This window comes from Pseudomonas sp. 2FE, assembly GCF_005503735.1.
In the GTDB taxonomy this organism is placed as follows: domain Bacteria; phylum Pseudomonadota; class Gammaproteobacteria; order Pseudomonadales; family Pseudomonadaceae; genus Aquipseudomonas.
On sequence record NZ_SCMO01000014.1, the window covers coordinates 24,958 to 47,586 of the forward strand.

General features: G+C 62.8%; 20 protein-coding genes and 2 pseudogenes. 9 read left to right on the plus strand and 13 right to left on the minus strand.

Translation table 11 applies throughout. The features are described 5' to 3' along the window. Positions 1-61: 61 nt before the first annotated feature. Positions 62-1,009 carry a thioredoxin-disulfide reductase gene (gene trxB / locus FFS12_RS17610; protein WP_137818070.1) on the minus strand — a complete coding sequence of 316 codons (948 nt, stop codon included), beginning with the start codon at positions 1,007-1,009 and terminating at the stop codon, positions 62-64. Positions 1,010-1,225: 216 nt separating this feature from the next. After that, positions 1,226-1,825 (minus strand): peroxiredoxin, encoded by a 600-nt coding sequence (locus FFS12_RS17615; protein WP_137888719.1) that lies wholly within the window; start codon positions 1,823-1,825, stop codon positions 1,226-1,228. 211 nt (positions 1,826-2,036) lie between these two features. On the opposite strand from FFS12_RS17615, the gene cysZ reads away from it, so the two are divergent. Then, positions 2,037-2,792 carry a sulfate transporter CysZ gene (gene cysZ, locus FFS12_RS17620; protein ID WP_137888721.1) on the plus strand — a complete coding sequence of 252 codons (756 nt, stop codon included), beginning with the start codon at positions 2,037-2,039 and terminating at the stop codon, positions 2,790-2,792. Positions 2,793-2,831: 39 nt separating this feature from the next. Then, entirely contained in the window at positions 2,832-3,995 is a 1,164-nt protein-coding gene (locus tag FFS12_RS17625) for a glycosyltransferase family 1 protein (RefSeq protein ID WP_256657423.1), read from the plus strand. A gap of 222 nt (positions 3,996-4,217) precedes the next feature. Here the strand turns inward: FFS12_RS17625 and FFS12_RS17630 are convergent, their stop codons facing one another. The 4 genes from FFS12_RS17630 to FFS12_RS17645 form a co-directional block, all read right to left on the minus strand. After that, positions 4,218-5,327, minus strand: a complete 1,110-nt coding sequence (locus FFS12_RS17630) for an NADH:flavin oxidoreductase (RefSeq protein ID WP_171011915.1) — start codon at positions 5,325-5,327, stop codon at positions 4,218-4,220. Positions 5,328-5,395: 68 nt separating this feature from the next. Then, positions 5,396-6,004 carry a TetR/AcrR family transcriptional regulator gene (locus FFS12_RS17635; protein WP_137888727.1) on the minus strand — a complete coding sequence of 203 codons (609 nt, stop codon included), beginning with the start codon at positions 6,002-6,004 and terminating at the stop codon, positions 5,396-5,398. 231 nt (positions 6,005-6,235) lie between these two features. Then, positions 6,236-6,718, minus strand: coding sequence for a glutathione peroxidase (locus FFS12_RS17640; RefSeq protein WP_137888729.1), 483 nt, complete (start codon positions 6,716-6,718; stop codon positions 6,236-6,238). Positions 6,719-6,809: 91 nt separating this feature from the next. Further along, a complete protein-coding gene (locus FFS12_RS17645; RefSeq protein WP_137888731.1) occupies positions 6,810-7,295 on the minus strand; it encodes a peptidylprolyl isomerase in 486 nt (161 codons plus the stop codon). 12 nt (positions 7,296-7,307) lie between these two features. Between FFS12_RS17645 and FFS12_RS17650 the strand changes: the two genes are divergently transcribed. From FFS12_RS17650 to FFS12_RS17665, 4 genes are all read left to right on the plus strand, one after another. Further along, complete coding sequence (locus FFS12_RS17650; protein ID WP_137888733.1) at positions 7,308-7,595, plus strand: DUF3565 domain-containing protein; 288 nt, start codon at positions 7,308-7,310, stop codon at positions 7,593-7,595. A 2-nt stretch (positions 7,596-7,597) separates the two neighbouring features. Further along, positions 7,598-8,785, plus strand: a complete 1,188-nt coding sequence (locus FFS12_RS17655; protein ID WP_137888735.1) for an acetate kinase — start codon at positions 7,598-7,600, stop codon at positions 8,783-8,785. A 96-nt stretch (positions 8,786-8,881) separates the two neighbouring features. Next, entirely contained in the window at positions 8,882-10,975 is a 2,094-nt protein-coding gene (gene pta, locus FFS12_RS17660) for a phosphate acetyltransferase (protein ID WP_137888737.1), read from the plus strand. A gap of 171 nt (positions 10,976-11,146) precedes the next feature. Then, the gene (locus FFS12_RS17665) at positions 11,147-12,055 is read left to right on the plus strand and encodes an acyltransferase (RefSeq protein ID WP_137888739.1); all 909 of its coding nucleotides are present in this window, start codon (positions 11,147-11,149) and stop codon (positions 12,053-12,055) included. Between the two features lie 107 nt (positions 12,056-12,162). On the opposite strand, the gene FFS12_RS17670 is transcribed toward FFS12_RS17665, so the two are convergent. From FFS12_RS17670 to FFS12_RS17680, 3 genes are all read right to left on the minus strand, one after another. Continuing rightward, the gene (locus FFS12_RS17670) at positions 12,163-12,852 is read right to left on the minus strand and encodes an OmpA family protein (protein WP_137888741.1); all 690 of its coding nucleotides are present in this window, start codon (positions 12,850-12,852) and stop codon (positions 12,163-12,165) included. Positions 12,853-12,940: 88 nt separating this feature from the next. Next, complete coding sequence (locus FFS12_RS17675) at positions 12,941-13,579, minus strand: MBL fold metallo-hydrolase (RefSeq protein WP_137888743.1); 639 nt, start codon at positions 13,577-13,579, stop codon at positions 12,941-12,943. Between the two features lie 125 nt (positions 13,580-13,704). Continuing rightward, positions 13,705-14,724 (minus strand): AraC family transcriptional regulator, encoded by a 1,020-nt coding sequence (locus FFS12_RS17680; protein WP_137888745.1) that lies wholly within the window; start codon positions 14,722-14,724, stop codon positions 13,705-13,707. Between the two features lie 153 nt (positions 14,725-14,877). On the opposite strand from FFS12_RS17680, the gene FFS12_RS17685 reads away from it, so the two are divergent. Continuing rightward, positions 14,878-15,711, plus strand: coding sequence for a metal-dependent hydrolase (locus FFS12_RS17685; protein WP_137888747.1), 834 nt, complete (start codon positions 14,878-14,880; stop codon positions 15,709-15,711). Positions 15,712-15,853: 142 nt separating this feature from the next. Then, positions 15,854-16,233 (plus strand): annotated as a pseudogene (locus FFS12_RS17690) (metal-dependent hydrolase); the annotation flags it as partial. A 103-nt stretch (positions 16,234-16,336) separates the two neighbouring features. Here FFS12_RS17690 and FFS12_RS17695 read toward each other — a convergent pair. Both FFS12_RS17695 and FFS12_RS17700 read right to left on the minus strand, forming a co-directional pair. Beyond that, positions 16,337-16,583, minus strand: a pseudogene (locus FFS12_RS17695) (alpha/beta fold hydrolase); the annotation flags it as partial. A gap of 23 nt (positions 16,584-16,606) precedes the next feature. After that, positions 16,607-17,281, minus strand: a complete 675-nt coding sequence (locus tag FFS12_RS17700) for a TetR/AcrR family transcriptional regulator (RefSeq protein WP_137888749.1) — start codon at positions 17,279-17,281, stop codon at positions 16,607-16,609. A 92-nt stretch (positions 17,282-17,373) separates the two neighbouring features. Between FFS12_RS17700 and FFS12_RS17705 the strand changes: the two genes are divergently transcribed. Continuing rightward, entirely contained in the window at positions 17,374-18,228 is an 855-nt protein-coding gene (locus FFS12_RS17705) for a hypothetical protein (RefSeq protein ID WP_137888751.1), read from the plus strand. Between the two features lie 56 nt (positions 18,229-18,284). Here the strand turns inward: FFS12_RS17705 and FFS12_RS17710 are convergent, their stop codons facing one another. Then, on the minus strand, positions 18,285-21,026 hold the full coding sequence (locus tag FFS12_RS17710; protein WP_137888752.1) for a LuxR C-terminal-related transcriptional regulator: 2,742 nt from the start codon (positions 21,024-21,026) through the stop codon (positions 18,285-18,287). Between the two features lie 209 nt (positions 21,027-21,235). Beyond that, on the minus strand, positions 21,236-22,603 hold the full coding sequence (locus tag FFS12_RS17715) for a DUF1329 domain-containing protein (RefSeq protein ID WP_137888754.1): 1,368 nt from the start codon (positions 22,601-22,603) through the stop codon (positions 21,236-21,238). Positions 22,604-22,629 lie beyond the last annotated feature (26 nt).

The window sequence follows — 22,629 nt, forward strand, 5'->3', positions numbered from 1 at the left end:
AAATAAAACGGCCCATAAGCAGAAGCCCCGCACTTGGCGGGGCTTTTTATTACAGCGGTACTTACTGCGCGTCGAGATAACGCTCCACATCCAGCGCGGCCATGCAGCCGGCGCCAGCGGAGGTGATGGCCTGACGGTAGATATGATCCGCCACGTCGCCGGCGGCAAACACGCCCGGCACGCTGGTCGCCGTGGCGTTGCCATCGCGACCACCGTTGACCACCAGATAGCCGTCTTGCAACGCCAACTGGCCTTCGAACAGCGAGGTGTTCGGCGTGTGGCCGATGGCGACGAACAAGCCGTCGACCTTGAGCTCATCACTGCTGCCATCATGGTTTTTCAGACGCACACCGGTAACGCCCATGTTGTCGCCGAGCACCTCGTCCACCGCGGCATTCAGCTTGAGCACGATCTTGCCTTCAGCGACCCGGGCGTGCAGCTTGTCGATCAGGATCTTCTCGGCGCGGAAGGTCTCACGACGATGCACCAGGGTGACTTTGCTGGCGATATTGGCCAGGTACAACGCCTCTTCCACGGCGGTGTTGCCACCGCCGACTACCGCTACTTCACGGTTGCGGTAGAAGAAGCCATCACAGGTCGCGCAAGCGGAAACGCCCTTGCCCATAAAGGCTTCTTCCGACGGCAGGCCCAGGTAGCGAGCGCTGGCACCGGTGGCGATGATCAGGGCATCGCAGCTGTAAGTCGCGCTGTCGCCGATCAGGGTGAAGGGCTTGCCGGCCAGATCCACCGCATTGATGTGGTCGAACACGATCTCGGTTTCGAAGCGTTCCGCGTGTTCTTGCATCCGCTGCATCAACGCCGGGCCGGTCAGGCCGTGGACGTCGCCCGGCCAGTTGTCGACTTCGGTGGTGGTGGTCAACTGACCGCCAGCCTGCATGCCGGTGATCAGCAGCGGCTTGAGGTTGGCGCGAGCCGCGTAAACCGCAGCCGAATAACCGGCAGGGCCGGAGCCGAGGATGATCACTCGCGAGTGACGAACTTCAGACATAACAAACTCCTAGCGACCGGCGCGCCGGTGCGAATAAAAACAGGGCAGCCAAAGCACTCGGGGGAGGCTGGTAAGGAGCGGCGGCCCTGGAAAAATCGTAGGGTGGATTAGCCGCATTAGCGGCGTAACCCAGCATCGATGCCGACCGGCATCGTCATTGCTCGGCCCGCTGGGCCGAATGGTGGGTTACGGCCTTTGGCCTAACCCACCCTACACTCAGAGCGCGCTGGCGTTCTCGGCCAAGTAAGCCGCCACGCCTTCGGCGTCGGCCTTCATGCCTTTCTGGCCTTTGCGCCAGCCGGCCGGGCAGACTTCGCCGTGCTCTTCGGTGAACTGCAAGGCCTCGACCAGACGCAGCACTTCGTCAACTTCACGACCCAGCGGCAGGTTGTTCACCACCTGGTGCTGGACCACGCCGTTCTTGTCGAGCAGGAAGGTCGCACGCAGCGCCACGCCGTCTTCGTGTTCGACGCCATAGGCGCGAGTGATTTCGTGCTTAACGTCGGCCACCATGGTGAATTCGACTGGGCCGATACCGCCCTTCTCGACCGGGGTGTTGCGCCAGGCGTAGTGGGTGAACTGCGAGTCGATCGACACGCCGACCACTTCCACGCCCAACTCGCGGAATTTATCCATGCGGTTGTTGTGCGCGATGATTTCCGACGGGCAGACGAAGGTGAAGTCCAGCGGCCAGAAGAACAGCACCACATATTTGCCGCGCAGGGCGGACAGCTGGAAGTTCTCGACGATGGAACCGTCACCCAATACCGCAGCAGAGGTGAAGTCCGGGGCTTGTTTGTTGACCAATACGCTCATGGAAAAACTCCTATAGCTTAAAAATTTAAGGGCGAGTGGAAGAATTGACGGCAAGGCTACGCAGGCCCGGTCAATTGAGGAAGTGCCGATTTCTAATCCACTTCATAGGCAATCTCTATGTAGAGGGGACGCCGCAGCCCAGCCGTCCAGACTTTCCCCGCAACCCCAAAGCCGGTAAGGTCGGCGCGACTTTAACTCTCGGGAGACCCCCATGCCCGCCCCTGTGCTGTCCGGCCCGCAATACCTGCGCGAAGGCCTGAAGTTGGTGCTGAGCCCTGGCTTACGGCTGTTCGTACTGTTGCCGCTGGCGATCAACCTGATCCTCTTCGTCGGCTTGATCGGTTTTGCCGTGCAGCAGTTCAACGGCTGGATCACGGCGTTTATGCCCGATCTGCCGGACTGGCTGAGCTTTCTCAGCTACCTGCTCTGGCCGCTGTTCTTTGTGCTGGTACTGCTGATGGTGTTTTTCACCTTCACCCTGCTGGCCAACATCATCGCCGCCCCCTTTAACGGCTTCCTGGCGGAAAAAGTCGAAGTGGTGCTGCGTGGCGAGGACAACTTCCCGGCGTTTCGCTGGAGTGAGTTGGTCGCCATGGTGCCGCGCACCTTTGGCCGTGAGCTGCGCAAACTCGGCTACTTCCTGCCGCGCGCCATCGCTCTGCTGATCCTGTCGTTTATCCCGGTGCTCAACCTGCTGGCCGCGCCACTCTGGCTGCTGTTCGGCGTGTGGATGATGTGCGTGCAATACATCGACTATCCGGCGGACAACCACAAGCTCGGCTGGAACGAGATGCTCGCCTGGCTGCGCGAGAAGCGCTGGCAGAGCCTCGGCTTCGGCGGCTCGGTGTACCTGGCGCTGCTGATTCCGGGGGTCAACATCCTGATGATGCCCGCCGCTGTGGCCGGCGCCACCTTGTTCTGGGTGCGTGAGCGCGGCGATAGCGCTGTCACGGCGGCGCAACGCTAACGTCACACGGCTTACATGGCGCCAGCCGAGACTGGCGCCATGACTGCCTCTCCCCTGCATATCGCGCTGATCAGTGAAACCTTCCCGCCAGAAATCAACGGCGTGGCCAATACCCTCGGGCGCCTGTGTGCGGGCCTGCGTGAGCGTGGCCATCGCCTGCAACTGGTGCGCCCACGACAGGCTGCCGACCAGGGCCAGAACAGCGATGACGAACTGCTGCTGACCCGCGGCTGGCCGTTGCCCGGCTACCCCGGTTTGCAGTGGGGCCAGGCGTCCATGCACAAACTGCTGCGGCGCTGGCAACGCCAGCGCCCGGATGTGCTGTATATCGCCACCGAAGGCCCGCTGGGGCTGTCCGCCCTGCGCGCCGCGCGGCGCCTCGGGATTCCGGTGGTCAGCGGGTTTCACACCAACTTTCAGCAATACAGCGAGCACTACGGCCTCGGCCTGCTGACCCGGGCGCTGACCCATTACCTGCGCTGGTTTCACAACAGTTCACAGCTGACCCTGGTGCCCAGCGCCAGCCAGCGCCTGGAGCTGGAGCGGCGCAGCTTCGAGCGGGTCGATCTGCTGGCGCGCGGCGTCGATGGGCAACTGTTTCACCCGGCCAAACGCTCGACCGAGCTCCGTGCGAGCTGGGGGCTGGGGGACGACGATCTGGCGGTGCTGCATGTCGGCAGGCTCGCAGCGGAGAAGAACCTGGGCCTGCTCGGCCGCAGCTTTAGCGCGTTGCAAGCCGCCCACCCACAACGGCGGCTGAAGCTGATCCTGGTCGGTGACGGCCCGCAGCGCAGCGAGCTGCAGCAGGCGTTACCGAATGCCCTATTCTGCGGCGTGCAACGCGGCGAAGAGCTGGCCGCGCATTACGCCTGCGGCGATCTGTTCCTGTTTCCCAGCCTCTCTGAAACCTTCGGCAATGTGCTGCTGGAAGCGCTCGCCTCCGGGCTTGCTGTGGTGGCGTTCGACCAGGCCGCAGCGGCCCAGCATATCCGCCATGGGCATAACGGCGCGCTGGCCATGCCGGGGGATGATGCGGCCTTTATCGATGGCGCCTGCTGGCTGCTGGAGGACACCGAGACCTTGCGCCGCGTGCGCCTGAACGCTCGCCAACATGCCGGTCGGCAGGGCTGGGAGGCCATAGTCCAGCGCTTCGAGGAGCACCTGCGCAGCGCTCGCCATGCTGAAGCGCGCCGCGGATCATGAACAGGTTCTAAGTAAAAGCCTTGGTCGCTGAGCCGGCGCTTGTTGTGATGCTCGCAGCTTGCCGCCTTAACCGAACGCAGTCAGCCCAACCGATTGCGGGTTTCGCCAGGCGAAAAAAAGCCCCGATGTGCCGGGGCTGCTCCCACATCCTTGTGGATCGCTTGAGGAGTGGCGCGCTGGCTAAACAGCGCACCGGGGGAACACCACTAAATAACCGCTAACTCAGACCAGGCTCATCAGCGCTTCACGGCTGAAGGGCAGGATGTCCTCTTCGCGACCCTCGCGGACTTTCACCGCCCAATCCGGGTCGACCAGTAGAGCGCGGCCGACCGCCACCAGGTCGAACTCCTGTTTGTTCAGGCGCTCCAGCAGGCCCTCCAGTTTCGCCGGCTGCGCGACCTTGTCGGTGTTGACCATGAACTGCAGGAACTCGCCGTCCAGCCCTACGCTACCCACGGTGATGGTCGGCTTGCCGGTCAACTGGCGCGTCCAGCCGGCGAGGTTGAGCTCGGAACCGTCAAACTCCGGCTCCCAGAAACGCCGGGTCGAGCAATGGAAGATATCCACACCGGCGTCCGCGAGCGGCTGGAGGAATTCGCCGAGGGCTTGCGGCGTCAGCACCAGACGTGCGCTGTAGTCCTGCTGCTTCCACTGCGAGAAGCGGAAAATGATCGGGAATTCCGGCCCAACCGCGGCGCGCACGGCCTGGATCAGTTCGATGGCGAAGCGCGAGCGGTTCGCCAGGCTGCCGCCGTATTCGTCGCTGCGCTGGTTGCTGCCTGCCCAGAAGAACTGGTCGAGCAGATAGCCGTGGGCGCCGTGGATTTCCACGCCGTCCATGCCGATCGTCTGGGCGTCTTTGGCCGCCTGGGCGAAGGCCGCAATCACCTCGGCGATGTCTTGCTGGGTCATGCCATGCACGACCTCGACGCCGTCCTTGAGCTTCTCGCTCGGGCCATAGCCAGGCACGCTGGCATCCGGTTCGGTGCCCAGCTTGCGCACGTTACCGACGTGCCACAGCTGCGGCACTATCTTGCCGCCTTCGGCGTGTACCGCATCGACCACTTGCTTCCAGCCGGCCAGGGCGTCTTCACCGTAGAAGCGCGGCACGTTCGGGTAACCGTTGGCGGCTTTATGGCCGACGGTGGTGCCCTCGGTGATGATCAGGCCAACGCCAGCGGCAGCGCGGCGACGGTAGTACTCGATCACCTTGGAGTTCGGTACGCCACCCGGCGAGAAGGAACGGGTCATCGGTGCCATGACCACGCGGGTGGGCAGCTCCAGAGCGCCGAGGTGGAAGGGTTCGAACAGGGCTTTAACGGGCATGGCTATCTCCTCGCAGGCAAACAATAAGCAGGCGACCGGTCGTCTCGCTGCTGGATACAAAAAAACGTGAAAAATCAGCGCGGCGTCAGCAGACGCTCCAACTGGTGCAAAAATACCTTGAGGGGCGCCGCACTGGCGCCGACTTTCATGCGCATCAGCGCACCTTCCCAGGCATTGCCGATAAATTCGGCCAGCGCCGCGCAGTCGGTTTCCGCCGGCAGTTCGCCGGCTTCGCGGGCCGCCGTCAGGCACTGCGCAAGTATCTCCACCGAGCGTTGCAGAATGCTTTCCACCTGGGTGCCGATGGGCTGGCAGAGCTCGGCCATCTCAAAACTCAGGCTGCCGATAAAGCAGTGGTATTCGGGCTTTTCCTGGCGGGCGAAGTGCACCATCAACTCGCGGTAATAACCGACGATACGCTCGCGCGGACTCAGCGCCGGGTTGCCCAGGGCCTCGGCATAACGCACCAGGCGCGGCCCATAGAGGTGCTCCAGGGCCTGCAAGGCGAAGTCTTCCTTGCTGGCGAAGTAGTGATAGAAGGAGCCCTTGGGAATCCCGGCGGCCTGGACGATCTCCTGCACACCGGTGCCGTGATAACCACGGCGGGTCATCACCTGGGCGCCTTTGGCAAGGATCAGGTCGCGCTTGTCGAGTCGGATACTAGAGTTGGTGGCGCTGGTCATGGTGCTGTTCATGGCGCAAGCATATGACCGGTCGTCTCGCCCCGCCCAGCACTATTGATGTGCGTGATTAAGCGTCAAAAGCGGTAAGGAAACGGGGCATGCTCGGCATCCCGGGCAGTCGCTTGATTGAGCAACGCCCGGATTGCCCGGCCAGCCAGCGCTGAAACCCCTGGCAAAGCTGGCACGACTGCCGTGATCAACAGCGAGTCCCGCGGCTGTGCCAGGCGCGGTTTAGCTCAGTGCTTTTTCGATCGCCTGGACCAGTGCCGGATCATCCGGTGTGGTACGTGGCGAGAAGCGCGCCAGCACCCGGCCATCCTGGCCCACCAGAAACTTCTCGAAATTCCAGGTGATGTCGCCGGGAAATTCGGCACCCTCGCCCGCCAGCAAGCGATACAACGGATGGCGGCCAGGGCCATTGACCTCCAGCTTGCTGCCCAGCGGAAAACTCACCCCATAGTTGCGGCTACAGAATTCGCGGATCTCGTCTTCGCTACCCGGCTCCTGGCTAGCGAACTGGTTGCATGGCAAGCCGAGCACGCTGAACCCCTGGTCGCGGTAGTGCTGATGAAGACTTTCCAAACCGGCGTACTGCGGCGTCATCCCGCATTTGGAGGCGACATTAACCACCAGCAACACCTGGCCCTTGAAGGGCGAAAGCGGCAACTCCTGGCCATCGAGGGCGCGTAAATTGATGTCGTGAAAGGCACTCATGACGAACTCCCAGTAAACACAACGGACAAAAAAGGCGCCCGTAGGCGCCTTCTCAGTATTCTCAGTCTGCCGCTTTAGCAGCTTAGCCGAATCAATGGTGGTGACCACCTTCGCCGTGCACGTGACCATGGGCGAGTTCTTCTTCGCTGGCGTCACGCACCGCAACGATCTTGATCTGGAAGTTCAGGCGTTGCCCCGCCAGCGGGTGGTTACCGTCGACCGTCACGTCATCGCCATCGAGGTCGCGGATGGTGACGATCTGCATGCTGCCGTCCGGGGCGGAGGCGTGGAACTGCATGCCGACTTCCAACTCGTCGACGCCTTCGAACATGCTGCGGCTCAGCGTGCTGACCAGTTCGGCGCTGTACTCGCCGTAGGCTTCTTCTGGCTCAACGGCCACGCTCAGCTCGTCACCGGCTTGTTTGCCGACCAGAGCCTTTTCCAGACCGACGATGATGTTGCCTGCACCTTGCAGGTAGACCAGCGGAGCGCCGCCAGCGGAGCTGTCGATCACCTCACCGGCGTCGTTGCTCAGGGTATAGTCGATGGAGACGGCCTTATTGGCGGCGATCAGCATGGGGCGAGACCTTTGCGAAAGATTGTAGAACGGGCAAGTTTAACCAAGCAGTCGCCCGAAAGCGACCCGAGCGCTGACGGACGGCCGAGCGCCGGCGCCTCCCGTATCCTTGACTTTCGTCAGGACGAAGACGGCCATTGGCTGGCAGTCCTGTCCTGCGGGCACACGCAGCACCTGCGCCACCAACCGCCATGGCAGGCGCGCAGCTGGGTGCTCGATCCCGTGCAGCGGCTAGCACAGATCGGCCAGCCGTTCCCCTGTGGCTGGTGTGCCCAAGAACTCGAACAAACCAAGGAGTAACGATGCCTGCACGCAATATTCTGGTGATCAACTGTGGCAGCTCGTCGATCAAGTTCGCCTTGGTCAACGAGGCCCACTCGCAGTTTTCCCTGAGCGGTATCGCCGAACGCCTGGGCAGCCATGAGGCCGTGCTGCACTGGCAGCGCGGTGGCGAAAGGGACAGCCTGATGATCCCCAATGCCGACCACCGCGCCGCGCTCTCGCAGTTGCTGCCGTTGGCGCACGGCGCGGCGGGCGGCAAGTTGCACGGCATCGGTCACCGCGTGGTGCACGGCGGCGAACGCTTCACCAGCGCCCGCAAAATCGACGCGCAGGTATTGGCGGCGATCCAGGCCACCGCGCCCTTGGCGCCACTGCATAACCCGGCCAACCTGCTGGGCATCGAGGCGGCCATCAAGCTCTACCCGAACCTGATCCAGGTCGCGGTATTCGACACCGCCTTCCACCAGACCCTGCCCGCATACGCCTATCGCTACGCCCTGCCGGAGCCGCTGTACCGCGAGCATGGCGTGCGCCGTTATGGCTTCCACGGCACCAGCCACCGCTACGTCAGCCATCGCGCGGCCGAGCTGGCCGGCCTGGCGCTGGGCGACAGCAGTTGGCTGTCGGCGCACCTGGGCAACGGTTGCTCGACCTGCGCCATCGTCAACGGCCAAAGCCGTGACACCAGCATGGGCCTGACCCCGCTGGAAGGCTTGGCGATGGGCACCCGCAGCGGTGATGTCGACCCCAACCTGCACAGCCATCTGGCCCGTACCCTCGGTTGGAGCCTGGAGCAGATCGAACGGATGCTCAATCACGACAGCGGCTTGCAAGGCTTGTCCGGCCTGTCCCATGACATGCGCAGCCTGGAGCAGGCGCGCGAGCAAGGTCATGCCGGTGCGACCCTGGCCATCGAGGTATTTTGCTATCGCCTGGCCAAGTCCCTGGCGGCGATGAGCTGTGCCCTGCCGCAACTGGACGGGCTGATCTTCACCGGCGGTATCGGCGAGAATTCAGCGCTGATTCGCAGCAAAACCGTGGCCCATCTCAAGTTGCTCAACCTCGCGCTCGACCCGCAGGCCAACGCCCGCTGCATCCGTGGCGTCGCCGGGCCGATCCAGGCTTACGGCCACCCGCGCGTGCTGGTGGTGCCGACCAACGAGGAGCGCCAGATCGCCCTGGACACCCTGGCGTTGCTGACTAACTGAGGCAAACCTGTAACTGAAGCAAACCTGTAGCGGCGAATTGATTCGCCTAGCGTGACCCCAGCGGGCGAATGAATTCGCCCCCACACAGGAAATGACATGCAGACCTTTTTTATCGCCCCGACCGGCTTCGGCGTCGGCCTCACCTCCATCAGCCTCGGCCTGGTCGGCGCCCTCGAACGCGCCGGACTGAAGGTCGGCTTCTTCAAACCCATCGCCCAACCGCATCCCGGCGATCTCGGCCCGGAGCGCTCCAGCGCGCTGATCGCCCGCACCCATGGCCTGCACTCACCGCAACCGCTGAGCTTGGCCCAGGTCGAGCGGATGCTCGGTGACGGCCAACTGGATGAACTGCTGGAACAAATCATCAGCCTGTACCAGCAGGCGGCGGCGGATAAGGATGTGGTGATAGTCGAGGGCATGGTGCCGACCCGGCACGCCAGCTATGCGGCACGGGTCAACTTCCACCTGGCCAAGAGCCTGGACGCCGAAGTGATTCTGGTCTCGGCGCCGGAAGATGAACCCCTGAGCGAACTGTCCGACCGCATCGAAATCCAGGCCCAGCTGTTCGGCGGGCCGCAAGACCCGAAAGTGCTCGGCGTGATTCTCAACAAGGTGCGCAGTACGGACGGTATCGACGCCTTCGCCGCGCGCCTCAAGGAGCTCTCGCCGCTGCTGAAAACCGACGACTTCCGCCTGCTCGGCTGCATCCCTTGGCAGGAGCAACTGAACGCCCCGCGCACCCGCGATATCGCCGACCTGCTGGGCGCGCGGGTGATCAACGCCGGCGACTATGAGCAACGCCGGATGCTGAAGATCGTGCTCTGTGCCCGCGCCGTGGCCAACACCGTGCAGTTGCTCAAGCCCGGCGTATTGGTGGTCACCCCGGGGGACCGCGACGACATCATCCTCGCGGCCAGCCTGGCGGCGATGAATGGCATGCCGTTGGCCGGGCTGCTGCTGTGCAGCGACTTTGCGCCCGACCCACGGATCATGGAGCTCTGTCGCGGCGCGCTGCAAAGCGGCTTGCCGGTGCTTTCGGTCACCACCGGTTCCTACGACACGGCAACCAACCTGAACCGCCTGAACAAGGAAATCCCGGTCGACGACCGCGAGCGCGCGGAGCGGGTTAGCGACTTCGTCGCCAGCCATATCGACTACCAGTGGCTGCGCCAACGCTGCGGCGAGCCGCGCGAGTTGCGCATGTCGCCACCGGCGTTTCGCTACCAGTTGGTGCAACGCGCGCAAGCCGCGAACAAACGCATCGTCCTGCCGGAAGGCAGCGAGCCGCGCACCGTGCAGGCCGCGGCGATCTGCCAGGCCCGGGGCATCGCCCGCTGCGTGCTGCTGGCCAAGCCGGAAGAGGTGCAGATCGTCGCCCGCGCCCACGGCATCGAACTGCCGCCGGGCCTGGAGATCCTTGACCCGGACCTGATTCGCAACCGCTATGTGGCGCCGATGGTCGAGCTGCGCAAAGGCAAGGGCCTGAACGCGCCCATGGCCACGCAGCAACTGGAAGATTCGGTGATGCTCGGCACCATGATGCTGGCCTTGGACGAGGTGGACGGCCTGGTCTCCGGTGCTATCCACACCACCGCCAGCACCATCCGCCCGGCCTTGCAACTGATCAAAACCGCACCCGGCTACAACCTGGTGTCCTCGGTGTTCTTCATGCTGTTGCCCGATCAGGTGGTGGTCTATGGCGACTGCGCGGTGAACCCCGATCCAAGCGCGGCGGAGCTGGCGGAAATCGCCCTGCAAAGTGCCGACTCGGCCACGGCCTTCGGCATCGAGCCGCGCGTGGCGATGATCAGTTACTCCACCGGTGATTCCGGCAGTGGCGACGAGGTGGAAAAAGTCCGCGAGGCGACCCGCCTGGCCCGCCTGGCTCGCCCCGAGCTGCTGCTGGATGGGCCCTTGCAGTACGACGCGGCGGCGATCGACAGCGTCGGCCGGCAAAAAGCGCCGAACAGCCCAGTGGCCGGCCACGCCACGGTGTTCGTGTTCCCCGACCTGAACACCGGCAACACCACCTACAAAGCCGTGCAACGCAGCGCCAACTGCATCAGCGTCGGGCCGATGTTGCAGGGCCTGCGCAAACCGGTGAACGACCTGTCCCGCGGCGCGCTGGTCGATGACATCGTCTACACCATCGCCCTGACCGCGATCCAGGCGGCCAACTTGCCGGCATAGAACGCCCGCAATTCTGGCGTAAACAAGCTGTTGGTCAGGCTTGCAGTTCACCGAGCGCAGGTTACCCTGTGCCGCCACTTGGCCCCTTGCGCGCAAAGAACACGCGGGCCAGTTAATAACGATCCCGGGCGGGCCAAACCGCCCCCCCTTTTTTTGGAGGCCCTTGCCCCCATGCTGCGTCTTCTGCCTGCTCCGCTTAAAGGTTCGATTGCCACGCTGTTGTTGGCGTTCAATACCCTGATTTTTTGCTGGCCGCTGTTCATCGGCGCACTGGTCAAGGCACTGCTGCCCTTCCAGGCCGCCAGACGGCTGATCAACGTCGCCATGCACTGGTCGGCCGAAAGCTGGATTAGCGTCAATAAAACCTGGATGGACGCGGCGGGTCGCACTCGCTGGGATGTGCAAGGGCTCGAAGGCCTGGACCTGCACCACACCTACTTGGTCACCAGCAATCACCAGAGCTGGGTGGACATCCTGGTGCTGCAATACCAGCTCAACCGCCGCGCGCCTTTTTTGAAGTTTTTCCTCAAGCGCGAACTGATCTGGGTGCCGGTGATCGGCCTGTGCTGGTGGGCGCTGGAGTTTCCCTTTATGAAACGTTTCAGCAAGGACTACCTGAAAAAGTACCCGGAAAAGCGCGGCCAGGACCTGGCCACCACACGCAAGGCCTGCGAGCGTTACAAGACCAACCCGGTCTCGGTGTTCAACTTCCTCGAAGGCACGCGCTTCACCCCGGCCAAGCACGACCAACAGGAGTCGCCTTTCCGGTACCTGCTCAAACCCAAGGCCGGTGGCATTGCCTTCGTGTTGGACGCCATGGGCGAGCAGCTGACCTCGCTGGTCAACGTCACCGTTCACTACCCGCAAGGCAAGCCGAGCTTCTGGAGTCTACTGTCCGGGCAGATCGAGCAGATCGTGGTGCGTGTCGAACAGCAGGAAATTCCGCGGCAGTTCATCGGCAAGAATTACGACCAGGACGAGCAATACCGCCTGGCCTTCCAGCAGTGGGTCAACCAACTGTGGGAAGCCAAGGACGCGCAGCTGGCACGGCTGCATCAGCAGTTCCCGCCGGCGCCTTAAGCCTGCGCTATGGCTCAAGCGAGTCAACAGCTGCCTTGCCCCCGCGGCTAAGCCAGAAACGACAAGGCCTCCAAATCAGGAGGCCTTGGGCGCAGCGGGAAGGCTTATTAGTATTGCGGCTGGGACTGTTGCTGCCCCGCTAGCGGGCGCAGATTGACCTCGACCCGCCGGTTCTGCGCACGGCCTTCGGCGTTGGCGTTGCTGGCAATCGGCTGATCCGGGCCAGCGCCACGGGTAGACAGGCGCGAGCCATCGACCCCTTGCGAGCTCAGATAGTTGGACACGCTCTGCGCGCGACGCTGCGACAGATCCATGTTGTGCTGCCGGCTGCCGGTGCTATCGGTGAAACCGACGATCTCGATGCTGTTCTCGTTGAACTGCTTGAACGAGGTCGCCAGGTTGTTCAGCGGCGAATAGAAGTTACTGGCGATATCGGAGGAGTCGGTGGCGAAGGTGATATTGCCGGGCATGATCAGCTTGATCTGGTCGCCCTGGCGCTGCACCTCGACACCCGTGCCTTGCATGCTGCGGCGCAACTCGGCTTCCTGCTTATCGGCGTAATAACCATAACCACCACCGGCGGCGGCACCGACGGCGGCGCCGATCAGCGCGCCCTTGCCGCGGTCGTCATGACTGATCAACGCCCCCGCCGCGGCACCGGCCAGCGCACCTAGCCCACCGTATTTGGCGGTTTTGTTCGAGCTGGGCGGCTGGTTGTCGTAGGGGTTTTGCGAAGCACAGCCGGCCAACAGGGCCACTGCGGTAGCGGCGATGATCAGACGACGCGAAATGAACATGAACTCTACTCCTGGATATTTTTTTCAGCCCCAGTGGGCCGCGAGTAATTAGAGCATGGCCGGGGCCAGAAATTCCGTTCAGCAGTTCTTAGGCACGGACAAAGGGATTTTCGCGCATTTCATCGCCCAGACGCGTCTCCGGGCCGTGGCCGGTGACCACGGTCGCATCCTCATCCAGGCTATACAGGCGCTGCTTGATCGAGCGTTCGATGGTCGGGTAGTCGCCCCCCCACAGGTCCGTGCGGCCGATGCCGCGGCGAAACAGGGTGTCGCCGGCAATCAACAGCTTGGCCTGGGGAAACCAGAAACTCATCGAGCCGGGTGTATGGCCGGGCGTGTGCAGCGCCACGCCGCAGCCACAGGCCAGTTCCTCGTCATCGTGCAGCCACTGATCCGGCGCCGGCACCGGGGTGTAAGGCACACCGAACATGCGGCACTGCATCTCCAGGTTATCCCAGAGGAACTGATCGTCCTGATGCAGATGCAAGGTGGCGCCGGTCTTCTCCTTCATCTGCCCGGAAGCCAGGAAATGATCCAGATGCGCATGGGTATGGATGATGCTGACCACCTGCAAGCCGTGAGCTTCTAAGCGCGCCATGATCAAGTCGGGATTGCCGCCGGGATCGACCACTATGGCCTTCTTGCTAATCGGATCGCCGATGATCGTGCAGTTGCACTGCAAAGGCCCGACGGGGAAGGTTTCGCGAATCAAAGTGGGCTGGTTCATCACGGCATCTCCAAAAAAATCGTTCCCCGTGCAGATCATGGGGGTGCACGAAGGCTGCGCGCAGGCACTCTCACTTAATATGGCAAGTGCTACCTATAGAGTGCCCGCTTGCTACGGGAATGGAATCAGGGTTCGGCACGGTAATCGCTCGGTAACTTTCCCGTCCACTTCTTGAACGCCCGGCGAAAGTTCGAGGGGTCGCTGAAACCCAGCAGGTAGGCGATCTCGTACAGCGGCAGGTGGGTGGTGGTCAGGTACTGCAGGGCCAGGCGCTTGCGCACTTCATCCAACACCTGTTGGTAGCTGGTACCCATCAGTGACAGGTGCCGCCGCAAGCTGCGGCCGCTGGTGTGCAGGGCCTCTGCGGCGCTGCCCAGGTCGGGAAAGTCACCCGGCCGCGCTAGCAACAGGCGGCGCACCCGCGTCAGCAGACCATCCTGAACGTCCAGGCTGGCCAGCAGCGCCTCGCATTGCTGCTCGCACATTTGCACCGTGGCCGGGTTGGCCAGGGCCATCGGCCGCTCGAGGTAAGCCTTCGGCAGACTCATGCGGTGGTAGGGCTGCTCGAACGACACCGCGGCGCCAAAGACCTCCCGATAGCGCGCCGCATAAGCCGGCGCGGGATAGGCAAACCCCACCTCGACCCCCTGCATCGCCTCGCCGACCAGGAAGTGCGCGATGCTGTGCAGGCTGCTCAGCAAACCTTCGGCGGCAAAGCGGCTGAGCGCGCCCAGCGGCATCGACTCACTGGCGCGCAATTCGACCCGCTCGCCCTCCTCGACCATCTCCAATTCGAACGCCAGGCCGAGCACCCGGTAGTACTTGAGGGCGAACTGGATGGCCTTGCCCAGATTGGCACTGGACAGTACCGCATAGCCGAGTATGCCGTGGGTCGAGACGTTCAGCCGCTGCCCCAGCACCAGTCCCAGCGCCGGCTCGTTGCAACGCAGCAGCGCGACGCTGGCCAGCAGGTTGAAGTCGATAAAGGACAGGCGGCCCTTCGGATTGTCCAGCACCTGCGGCTTGACCCGCGCCGCAGCCAGCAGCTCGGCGCGCGGCAGACCGAGTTCCTCGGCCAGATCGAGCAGCGCGTCGACGTAAGCCATCGGGACCAGTTCGGCGGTGAAATTCAACGGCTGTTTCATGCTGGCGGCGGCTTCATCATTATTATTTTTATCGGCTCTGGCTGAAGAACATGGCCGGATATGACCCGAATTTTGGCTGAAGATAACCTTGTCCGGCAAAGGCCGGCAAGCTCATAGTCGTACCATAGTCCTAACGATACTCTGGGAGTCCGTATGCTCAGTACCACCCCCCAAGGTTTGGAAATCCGCCCACGGCAACTGGACTTCGATCTGCCAAACCCGCTGCCCCGCCACTGGCACAGCGGCGATGCCTTCAAAACCCACACCTTCAACGCCATGTCGGTGCTGTTCCCCGATGGCGAGCGTTTCTTCATCGACTCGGTGCGCTTGTTCCGCCAGCAGATCGACGACCCAGTGCTGCAGGAGCAGATTCGCGGCTTCATCGGTCAGGAAGGCCATCACAGCCGCGAGCACGAGGGGTACAGCCAGCGGCTGCGCGAACTGGGTTATGACGTGGACTACCTGGAGCGCGGGCTGAACCGCCGGCTGAGCTTCGTGAAAAAACACCTGCCCGCCAAGCTGCAACTGGCCGCCACCTGCGCCGTCGAGCACCTGACCGCAATCATGGCCGACGCCGTGCTGAAAAATCCGCGCTGGTTGGACGGCGCCGACCCGACCATGGCCAAACTCTGGCGCTGGCATGCGCTGGAAGAGACCGAGCACAAAGCCGTGGCGTTCGACGTGTATCAGGCCGTCTGTGGCAGCAAATGGCTGCGGCGGCGGGCGATGTTGCAGAGCACGGTCTTCTTCACCCTCGACACCTTCAAGGGGCTGGTACACATGCTCAAGCGCGATGGCCTGCTGTGGAATTGGCGGGTCTGGCGCGATGGCCTGACCTGGCTGTGGGGCAAGGATGGCATCTACCGCCAACTGGTCGGCGTTTACCTGGATTTCTACCGCGGCAACTTCCACCCCTGGCAGCACGACAACCTGCACCTGGTCGAGCAGTATCGCCTGGAGTTCGACCCCCAGCCGAAAGCCGCCTAAACGACCCACGTATGCCTGAGGCCCCAACCGGGGCCTCATGTTTTTCTGCCGTGCTATGGCGCGCCGCCCTGGCCACAAATAACCTTAACATTGGCTGCTGATAACCTTTTCCAGCCCGACCGCCCCACCCATAGTGCGACCCTGGTTAAGCAACGACTCACTGATCCGCTTGTGGCGCTGGCATGCCCTGGAAGAAACCGAGCACAAGGCCGTGGCCTTCGATGTGTTCAATCAGGTCTGCGGCGACCGCAAACTGCTGCGCCGCGCAATGCTGATGGGCACCTTCTTCTTCGTGCTGGATACCAGCCCGGCCTGGCGCACATGCTCAAGCAAGATGGCCTGCTGTGAAACTGGCGCGTCTGGCGCGATGGCATCCAGTGGATGTGGGGCAAGGAAGGCGTGTTCCGCCCCTTGATCGGCACCTACCTGGACTTCTTCAAGGCCGGCTTCCACCCCTGGCAGCATGACAACCTTGAGCTGCTGTACCGCTCCCGCGCGGAGCTCGAGCCGCAGCCGGCCTGATTGCCCCTCAAGCCGGCTGATCGGCAAAAGGCCCCATTCGGGGCCTTTCCTTGGTGCCATAGCGCTTGCTTGCACTGCAGATCCTAGCGGTCGTGTTAACGCTTCACTCCTGCAAAAAACGCAAGGCATCCGCCGCGCTTTGCTCGGGAATTTCCTCCATCGGAATATGCCCGACACCCGGGTAGGTTTTCACCTGAATCCCCGGCAGATCGCGCTGCCACAACGGCACAGGCTTGGGCGAAATCCAGCGGTCACGCTCGCCCCACATCAGCAGCGTCGGCGCCTTGATCGCCGCGACCGGCGCTGGCCGTGCCATGCAGCTCCTCGCGGTTGACCTGCAGCAGCCCACGCGCGCCGCGGGCTGACGCCTAACCTAGGTTGTGGGCGGGCACAGGGAGGCGATGAGCAGATCGCTCAAGACCGCCATGGCATGTTCGATTTCTACCCGCGCGGCTGACCGGCCGAGCAGCTCCAAAGAAGCCGCTTCCAGCGCCCAGATCAGCGCGCGATAGGTCAGCGGATCGCGCACACCGCTCGAACCCTCCAGGCGCTCCACCAGCAAACTCACCATTTCCAGATGCGCGCGTTGACGGTGCGGCGCCAGTGGGGAGTCCGCACGCAGCGCCTCTTCCTGCATCAGACGGATGATCGGGCCGACCGCCAGGTGATAGTCGAAGAAGCACGTGACCATGTCGTGCAGCCAGGCTTGCGGGCTGCCGGCGGCGTTTTGCAGGTCGCGAAAGCGCGCCAGCAGTAGAAGCACTGCGGTCTGGTAGATGCCTTCGAGCACCTCCATCTTGTTCGCGAAGTATTTATAGAAGGTCCGCCGCGACACCTTCGCCGCATCGAGCAGGTCATTTACCGTGGTATCCGCCAGCCCCTTGCGGGCAAACAGCGGGATCGCCGCCAGTTGGATGTTGATGCGCTGCAAATGCCCGACCAAGGGTCCGTCAGCCGACTCGCCCTGCTGCCGGGCGACCGCACCATAGCCACCCAGATCCTCGAATACCGCCCGCACCGCCCCTTGCTCGGCTCGCTCCAGCTCCATCGCGCACAACTCCCAACCTAGGCCCGGGTGACGGCGCCACCCGAGCTGGTTACTCTTGTGCACGCCCTTTCCCGCCGGAATCTTCTTTGTCGATGAAGCTAACACGCCGCCTGCTCTGGCCGCTGGCCATCCTTTTGCTGGTCGTGGCGCGCTCGCTCCCGGCTGCCGAGCTGTTCTACCTCGGGCAGAAGATTCCGGATATTCAAAAGCCCTGGAGCAGTGCCGATTACCAGCAGTTGATCGAGGCGTTGCAGCAGATCGACAGCACCCAGGCCAACGCCCTGCCACGACGCAGTGGCGAATTCACCGGGCCGATCTATCAGCGCATGGTCAGCGAGGAGAATTTTCGCCCGCAGCTGAATATCTATGCGCCGCTGGAGTTGCGGCAAAACGGCGCCCGCGAGGCGCTGTTCCAGCTCAAGGAATTGATGCGTCTGTACTTCGACTTTCGCGCAGTACAGCAGCCTTATGGCGCCGAGGCGCTGGGGCTGATGACCTACTCGCTACGTCAGCAAGCGGTGCTGTTCACCCTCACCACCGAGTTCTGGATGACGCTCTCGCAAGGCGAGCAGAGCAACCCCGTGCGCCTGCAGGGCCTGCAGGAAACCAAGGCAGCGGCGGCCATGCTGACCTCCAGCGCGCTGGATTACCTGGGCCTGACCAAGCAATTCGGCCGTGAGGATCTGCTGCTGTATGCCGCCGAGATCGGTAAGCAATTGCCGGAACTGTTCGTCCACCTGAATGCCGAAGTACGCCCGGAAATCCTCGCGCGAATCGCCCAGCTGATCGAGCAGCACCCCTATGCCGAGGTGCGCGCCAGCCTGGCCGAACTGCAACTGGTACTGGCCGGAATCCAAGCCGATGTGGAAAAGCAACTGGCCCAGCCGCTGAAGGCCAGTAACCAGATCGCGCCTAAGCTCGACCTGTCGGCGCCGCAGCTACCCTAGGTTGGGTAGCGCCTTTTTCCGCCGTTTCAACGCAATAAGTTTCAGCGCAATAAGTTTCAGCGCAATAAACCCAGCCCCTTGGCCCGCGCCACCGCCTGAGTACGCCGTTCGACGCCGAGTTTGCTGTTGATATGGCGGGCGTGGGTCTTGACCGTATGCAGGGAAATAAACAGCCGCTCGCTGATTTCCTGATTCGAACAACCCTGGGCGATCAGCTTCAACACCGCCAACTCGCGCGAGCTCAAGGCCTCTGCCGGAGCGCCGCTATCGATGCTCTCGGGCTCGCCATCGAACGCCGGCAAATGCGCCAACAACGCCTCGCGCAGCGCACAAGAGGGGCGCGCCGCCAGCTGCTCACGCAACCACTCCGGTTGCTGCACGAGCAACTCATTGAAGGGTAACAAGCCACCACCTCCGGCCGCGTCCAAGCAACTGGCCAGCTGTTGCTGGGCCTCGCGCTCACGACCCGCGCCGCGTAACAGCAAGGTCAACTGAACCTGCGCGATGACCCCAAGCAACTGTCCACCGGCGGTTTGCGCACGCGCACTCAAGGCCCGCAAGCGGCGCTCGGCGTCCGGCACCTGCCCCTGAATCCGCTCCAGGGCGGCGCGTTGTAATTCGATATGCAACGGCAACTGCGGGTGGTATTCCGGCGCCGCAGCCGCCTGCTCACCGCCGTAGGTTTCGGCCAGGCGCACCAACCAACTGCCCGCCAGCTCCGTCTGACCGCGCAGCAACCAGAGCTCGCATTTGACCAGGGTGATCATCGCCAGGTAGTAGATCGCCGGCACGTCCCAGATGTGCATCAACCGCTCGGCCTCGGCGAGCTGGGCGAAGGCTTCCGGCAAGCGCCCACTGCGCCCTTCCAGACTGGCTAGTACACAGTGACCAATCAGCAGGCTGGTATCGCGACAGGCGCGCGCCTCCGCGATCCCGGCAGTTAGGCGGGCGCGCGCGACCTCGGGTTGCAGCCGCAAGGTCAGCAGATAGCCTTCATACAAGGTCAGCCGGGCGCGCACCGCATACAGGCGTTGCGGCGCCAGGCCACGCAGGCATTCCAAGCCCTGGCGCACTTCCTCCTGCGCCCGCAACACCTCACCACGCGCCTGCAGCACTCGCGCACGATCGTAGTGCGCCAACGCCTCGAACAAGGGATTGCCGACCCGCTGCGCCAGCTCCAGAGCCTCGCGGTTGAGGCCGCGGGCGCGCCACAGATCGCCGCGCACTATCGCCAGGTTGGCCAAGGTCGACAGGCACATTAAACGCTGGCCGAAACGCTCCAGCGGCAGCGTCGCCAACGCCTCCCCGCAATACGACTCAGCACGGGCGCTATCGCCGCGGCCACGGGCAATCACGCCACTCAAGGCCAGCCACTGCGCCAGCATCGAGCGCTGCGCCCTGGCCGAGGGCGCCGGCAGAAAACGTGACAACTGGCTCGCCAGCTCTTGCGCAGCATCCAGCTGGCAGGCCAACGCCAGCGCCCAGGCGTACAGCACAATCAACCTCGGCGTACTGCTAAGCAAACTCTCGGGCAGGTCCATTTTCCAACGCAGTAGCATCGCCACATTCTGCTCGCCGAGCAGTTGTTCCTCGGAAAGATTCTGCACCAGACTCGCCGCCACATCCGGCTGACCGGCGCGCAGCGCCTGCTCTATGGCTTCATCGAGCAAGCCCTGGCTACTGAACCAACGACAGGCACGCAGGTGCAGGCTGGCCGCAGGCTGCGACACGGCCACGGCCGGGCGCGCCCGTAACAGATCGGAAAACAGATGGTGATAGCGGAACCAGCGGCCCTGCTCATCCAGCGGCACCAGAAACACCTGATGCGCCTGTAAGTGCTGGAGAATCGCGGCGCTGTCGTGGCCTTCGCGCACCGCATCGCAGAGTTCGACGCAAAATCGCTCAAGGAAGGCCGTGCCATACAGAAACGCTTGCACCTCGGCGCTCTGGCTCTCGATCACTTCTTCCAGCAGATAGTCGCGAATCAAACCATCGGCGCCGTGCAGCGAATGCGCCAGTCCCTCTGCATCCCCCTCCTCCGAAGCCGCCAACAACCACAAACGCAGCCCCGCGACCCAGCCTTCGCTACGCAGCAACAGACTGTCGAGGGCTTCGCCTTGCAACGTGACGCCCTGGCTGGCGAGCAGCTCAGTGGACTCCTCGACGGTCAGGCGCAAATCCTGCTCCTGCAGTTCGAGCAATTGCCGTGACAGACGCAGGCGGGCCAGATGCCAATCCGGTCGTTGCCGGCTGGTCACCAGCACCAGCAAACCTTCAGGTAGGTGATTGAGGAAGAATTGCAGGCAGCGATCCAGCACCGCGCCTTGCGCCAGATGGTAGTCGTCCAGCACCAGCAGCAACGGCGTCGCCGGGTCGAGGCGCTGGGTCAGCTCATCGAGCAAACCATCCAGCCACTCTTCGAAAGCGAACGGCTGGTGCCGCTGGCGCATTTTCAACAGCCCCAGCGCATCCTCACCTAGGCCTGGGAAAAACCGTTGCAGCCCCGCCAGCAAGCGTTCGAGAAAACGCCCTGGATCGCTGTCCCTGCGGCTGAGGCCAAGCCATAAGCTTTGCCACTGGGTCGGCAAGCGCTCGCAGAATTCGATGGCCAGCGAGCTTTTACCAAACCCGGCCGGTGCGCTGATCAGCAGCAGGCGACCGGCCAATCCGGTCGCCAGTCGCTCGCACAAACGCGGCCGCAACACGTAGCCGACAGGCAGCGGCGGGCGGAAAAAACGCCCCTCAACTGCAGGAATGGCGGGATAGGTAAAGCCTTGCGAACTGGATAGGTCAGTCATCACCCGGCTCTTGTCATGGTTGCGTCATCGGGAGCGTGAACGTTCAGCAGCCTAGTCGCTTGGCCAACGCATTTGAAGCCCCATGACGGCATTACCTGGCAATTTGGCTGTGATTGAGCCGCGAACATTCGCCGAGTAAATACCGGACAAAAAAACTGGACATTAAAAAACCGGCCCAAGGGCCGGTTTTTATGTCGCAAGAGGCAGGATTAACGCACGCCAGCCTGACGCAAGGCTGCCGGGGTGTAATCGCTTTCCGAAGCGGTGTAGTTGAAGTCGTAGGATTGTTTCTCCTCGTTCTTCATCCCCAGCGCCAGGTAACGGCCGGACAGCAGGTCATAGAGGCTTTCCAGGGTGTACCACGGCACTTGCGTGTTGTAGTAGTACTGGGCATGGGCCTCAGCCACACGCCAGAGCGTACCGCGACCGTCGTAATGATCGACCTCGGCAGCCTGCCAGGTGTCCTCATCGAGGTAGAAGTCACGCTTGGCGTAAATGTGCCGCTCGCCCGACTTCAGCGTACCCACCACATGCCAGACACGGTGCAACTCGTAACGGCTCAGATCCTGGTTGATGTGGCCGGCCTTGATGAGGTCGCTGTATTTCAGCTTCGGCGAATCGAGCTTGTAGCTGTTGTAAGGAATGTAGATTTCCTTCTTGCCTTCCAGCTTCCAGTCGTAGCGGTCCGGCGAGCCGTTGTACAAGTCGAAGTTATCGGAAGTCCGCAGGCCGTCCGCTGCGGTACCCGGGCCGTCATAGGACACCTGCGGAGCGCGACGCACCCGACGCTGACCGGCGTTGTAGATCCACGCCAGACGTGGCTCTTTGACCTGGTCGAGGGTTTCATGCACCAGCAACACGTTACCCGCCAACCGCGAAGGAGCGGTGACCCGCTGCTTGAAGTAGAACAGGATGTTGCTCTCCTTGCTCGCGTCGTAATCCTTCAGGTTGGCACGGAAGGTGAACTCGTCCTGGAAGTAGACCAGTGAGTACGAGCCATTCGGTTGCGGCGTCGCCTGCGTCACCAGACGGCGTACGCTACCACCGCGATAACGGGTGATATGGTTCCAGATCGCCTCTACACCGTTCTGTGGGATCGGGAAGGGATAGGCCTCTTTGAATTTATCCAGACCGTTACCACCCTGCACCAACACGGTAGTCGTCGCGTTAGCCTTGGCGGCAGCCGCTATATTGGCCGGAACATTCGCCGAACGATGGGTGGGGAATACCGGGATTTTGTAGCTGTCCGGGTAACGCTTGAACATCGCCAGCTGGCCAGGGGTCAGCTTGTCTTTGTACTGATCGACGTTTTGCGCGGTGATGGTGAACAGCGCTTTCTCGCTGGCGAACGGATCGGCCAGGAAGCCCTTGCTATCCACGGCGCCGGCATTCTGCGGCAGGCCGCCGGTCCACGCGGGGATCGAACCATCGGCGTTACCGGCCATCTCGGCGCCCAGCGGAGTCAGGGTGGTGCCCAGCTTCGCAGCTTCGTCAGGCGAAACGGCCGCCATCACACCGGTGGCCAGCAGGGACAGCGCCAGAGCGCCGGTTTGCAGCAGACTCTTTGTTGTTTTCATGTGCATAGTCTTCCTCAAAAATCCTG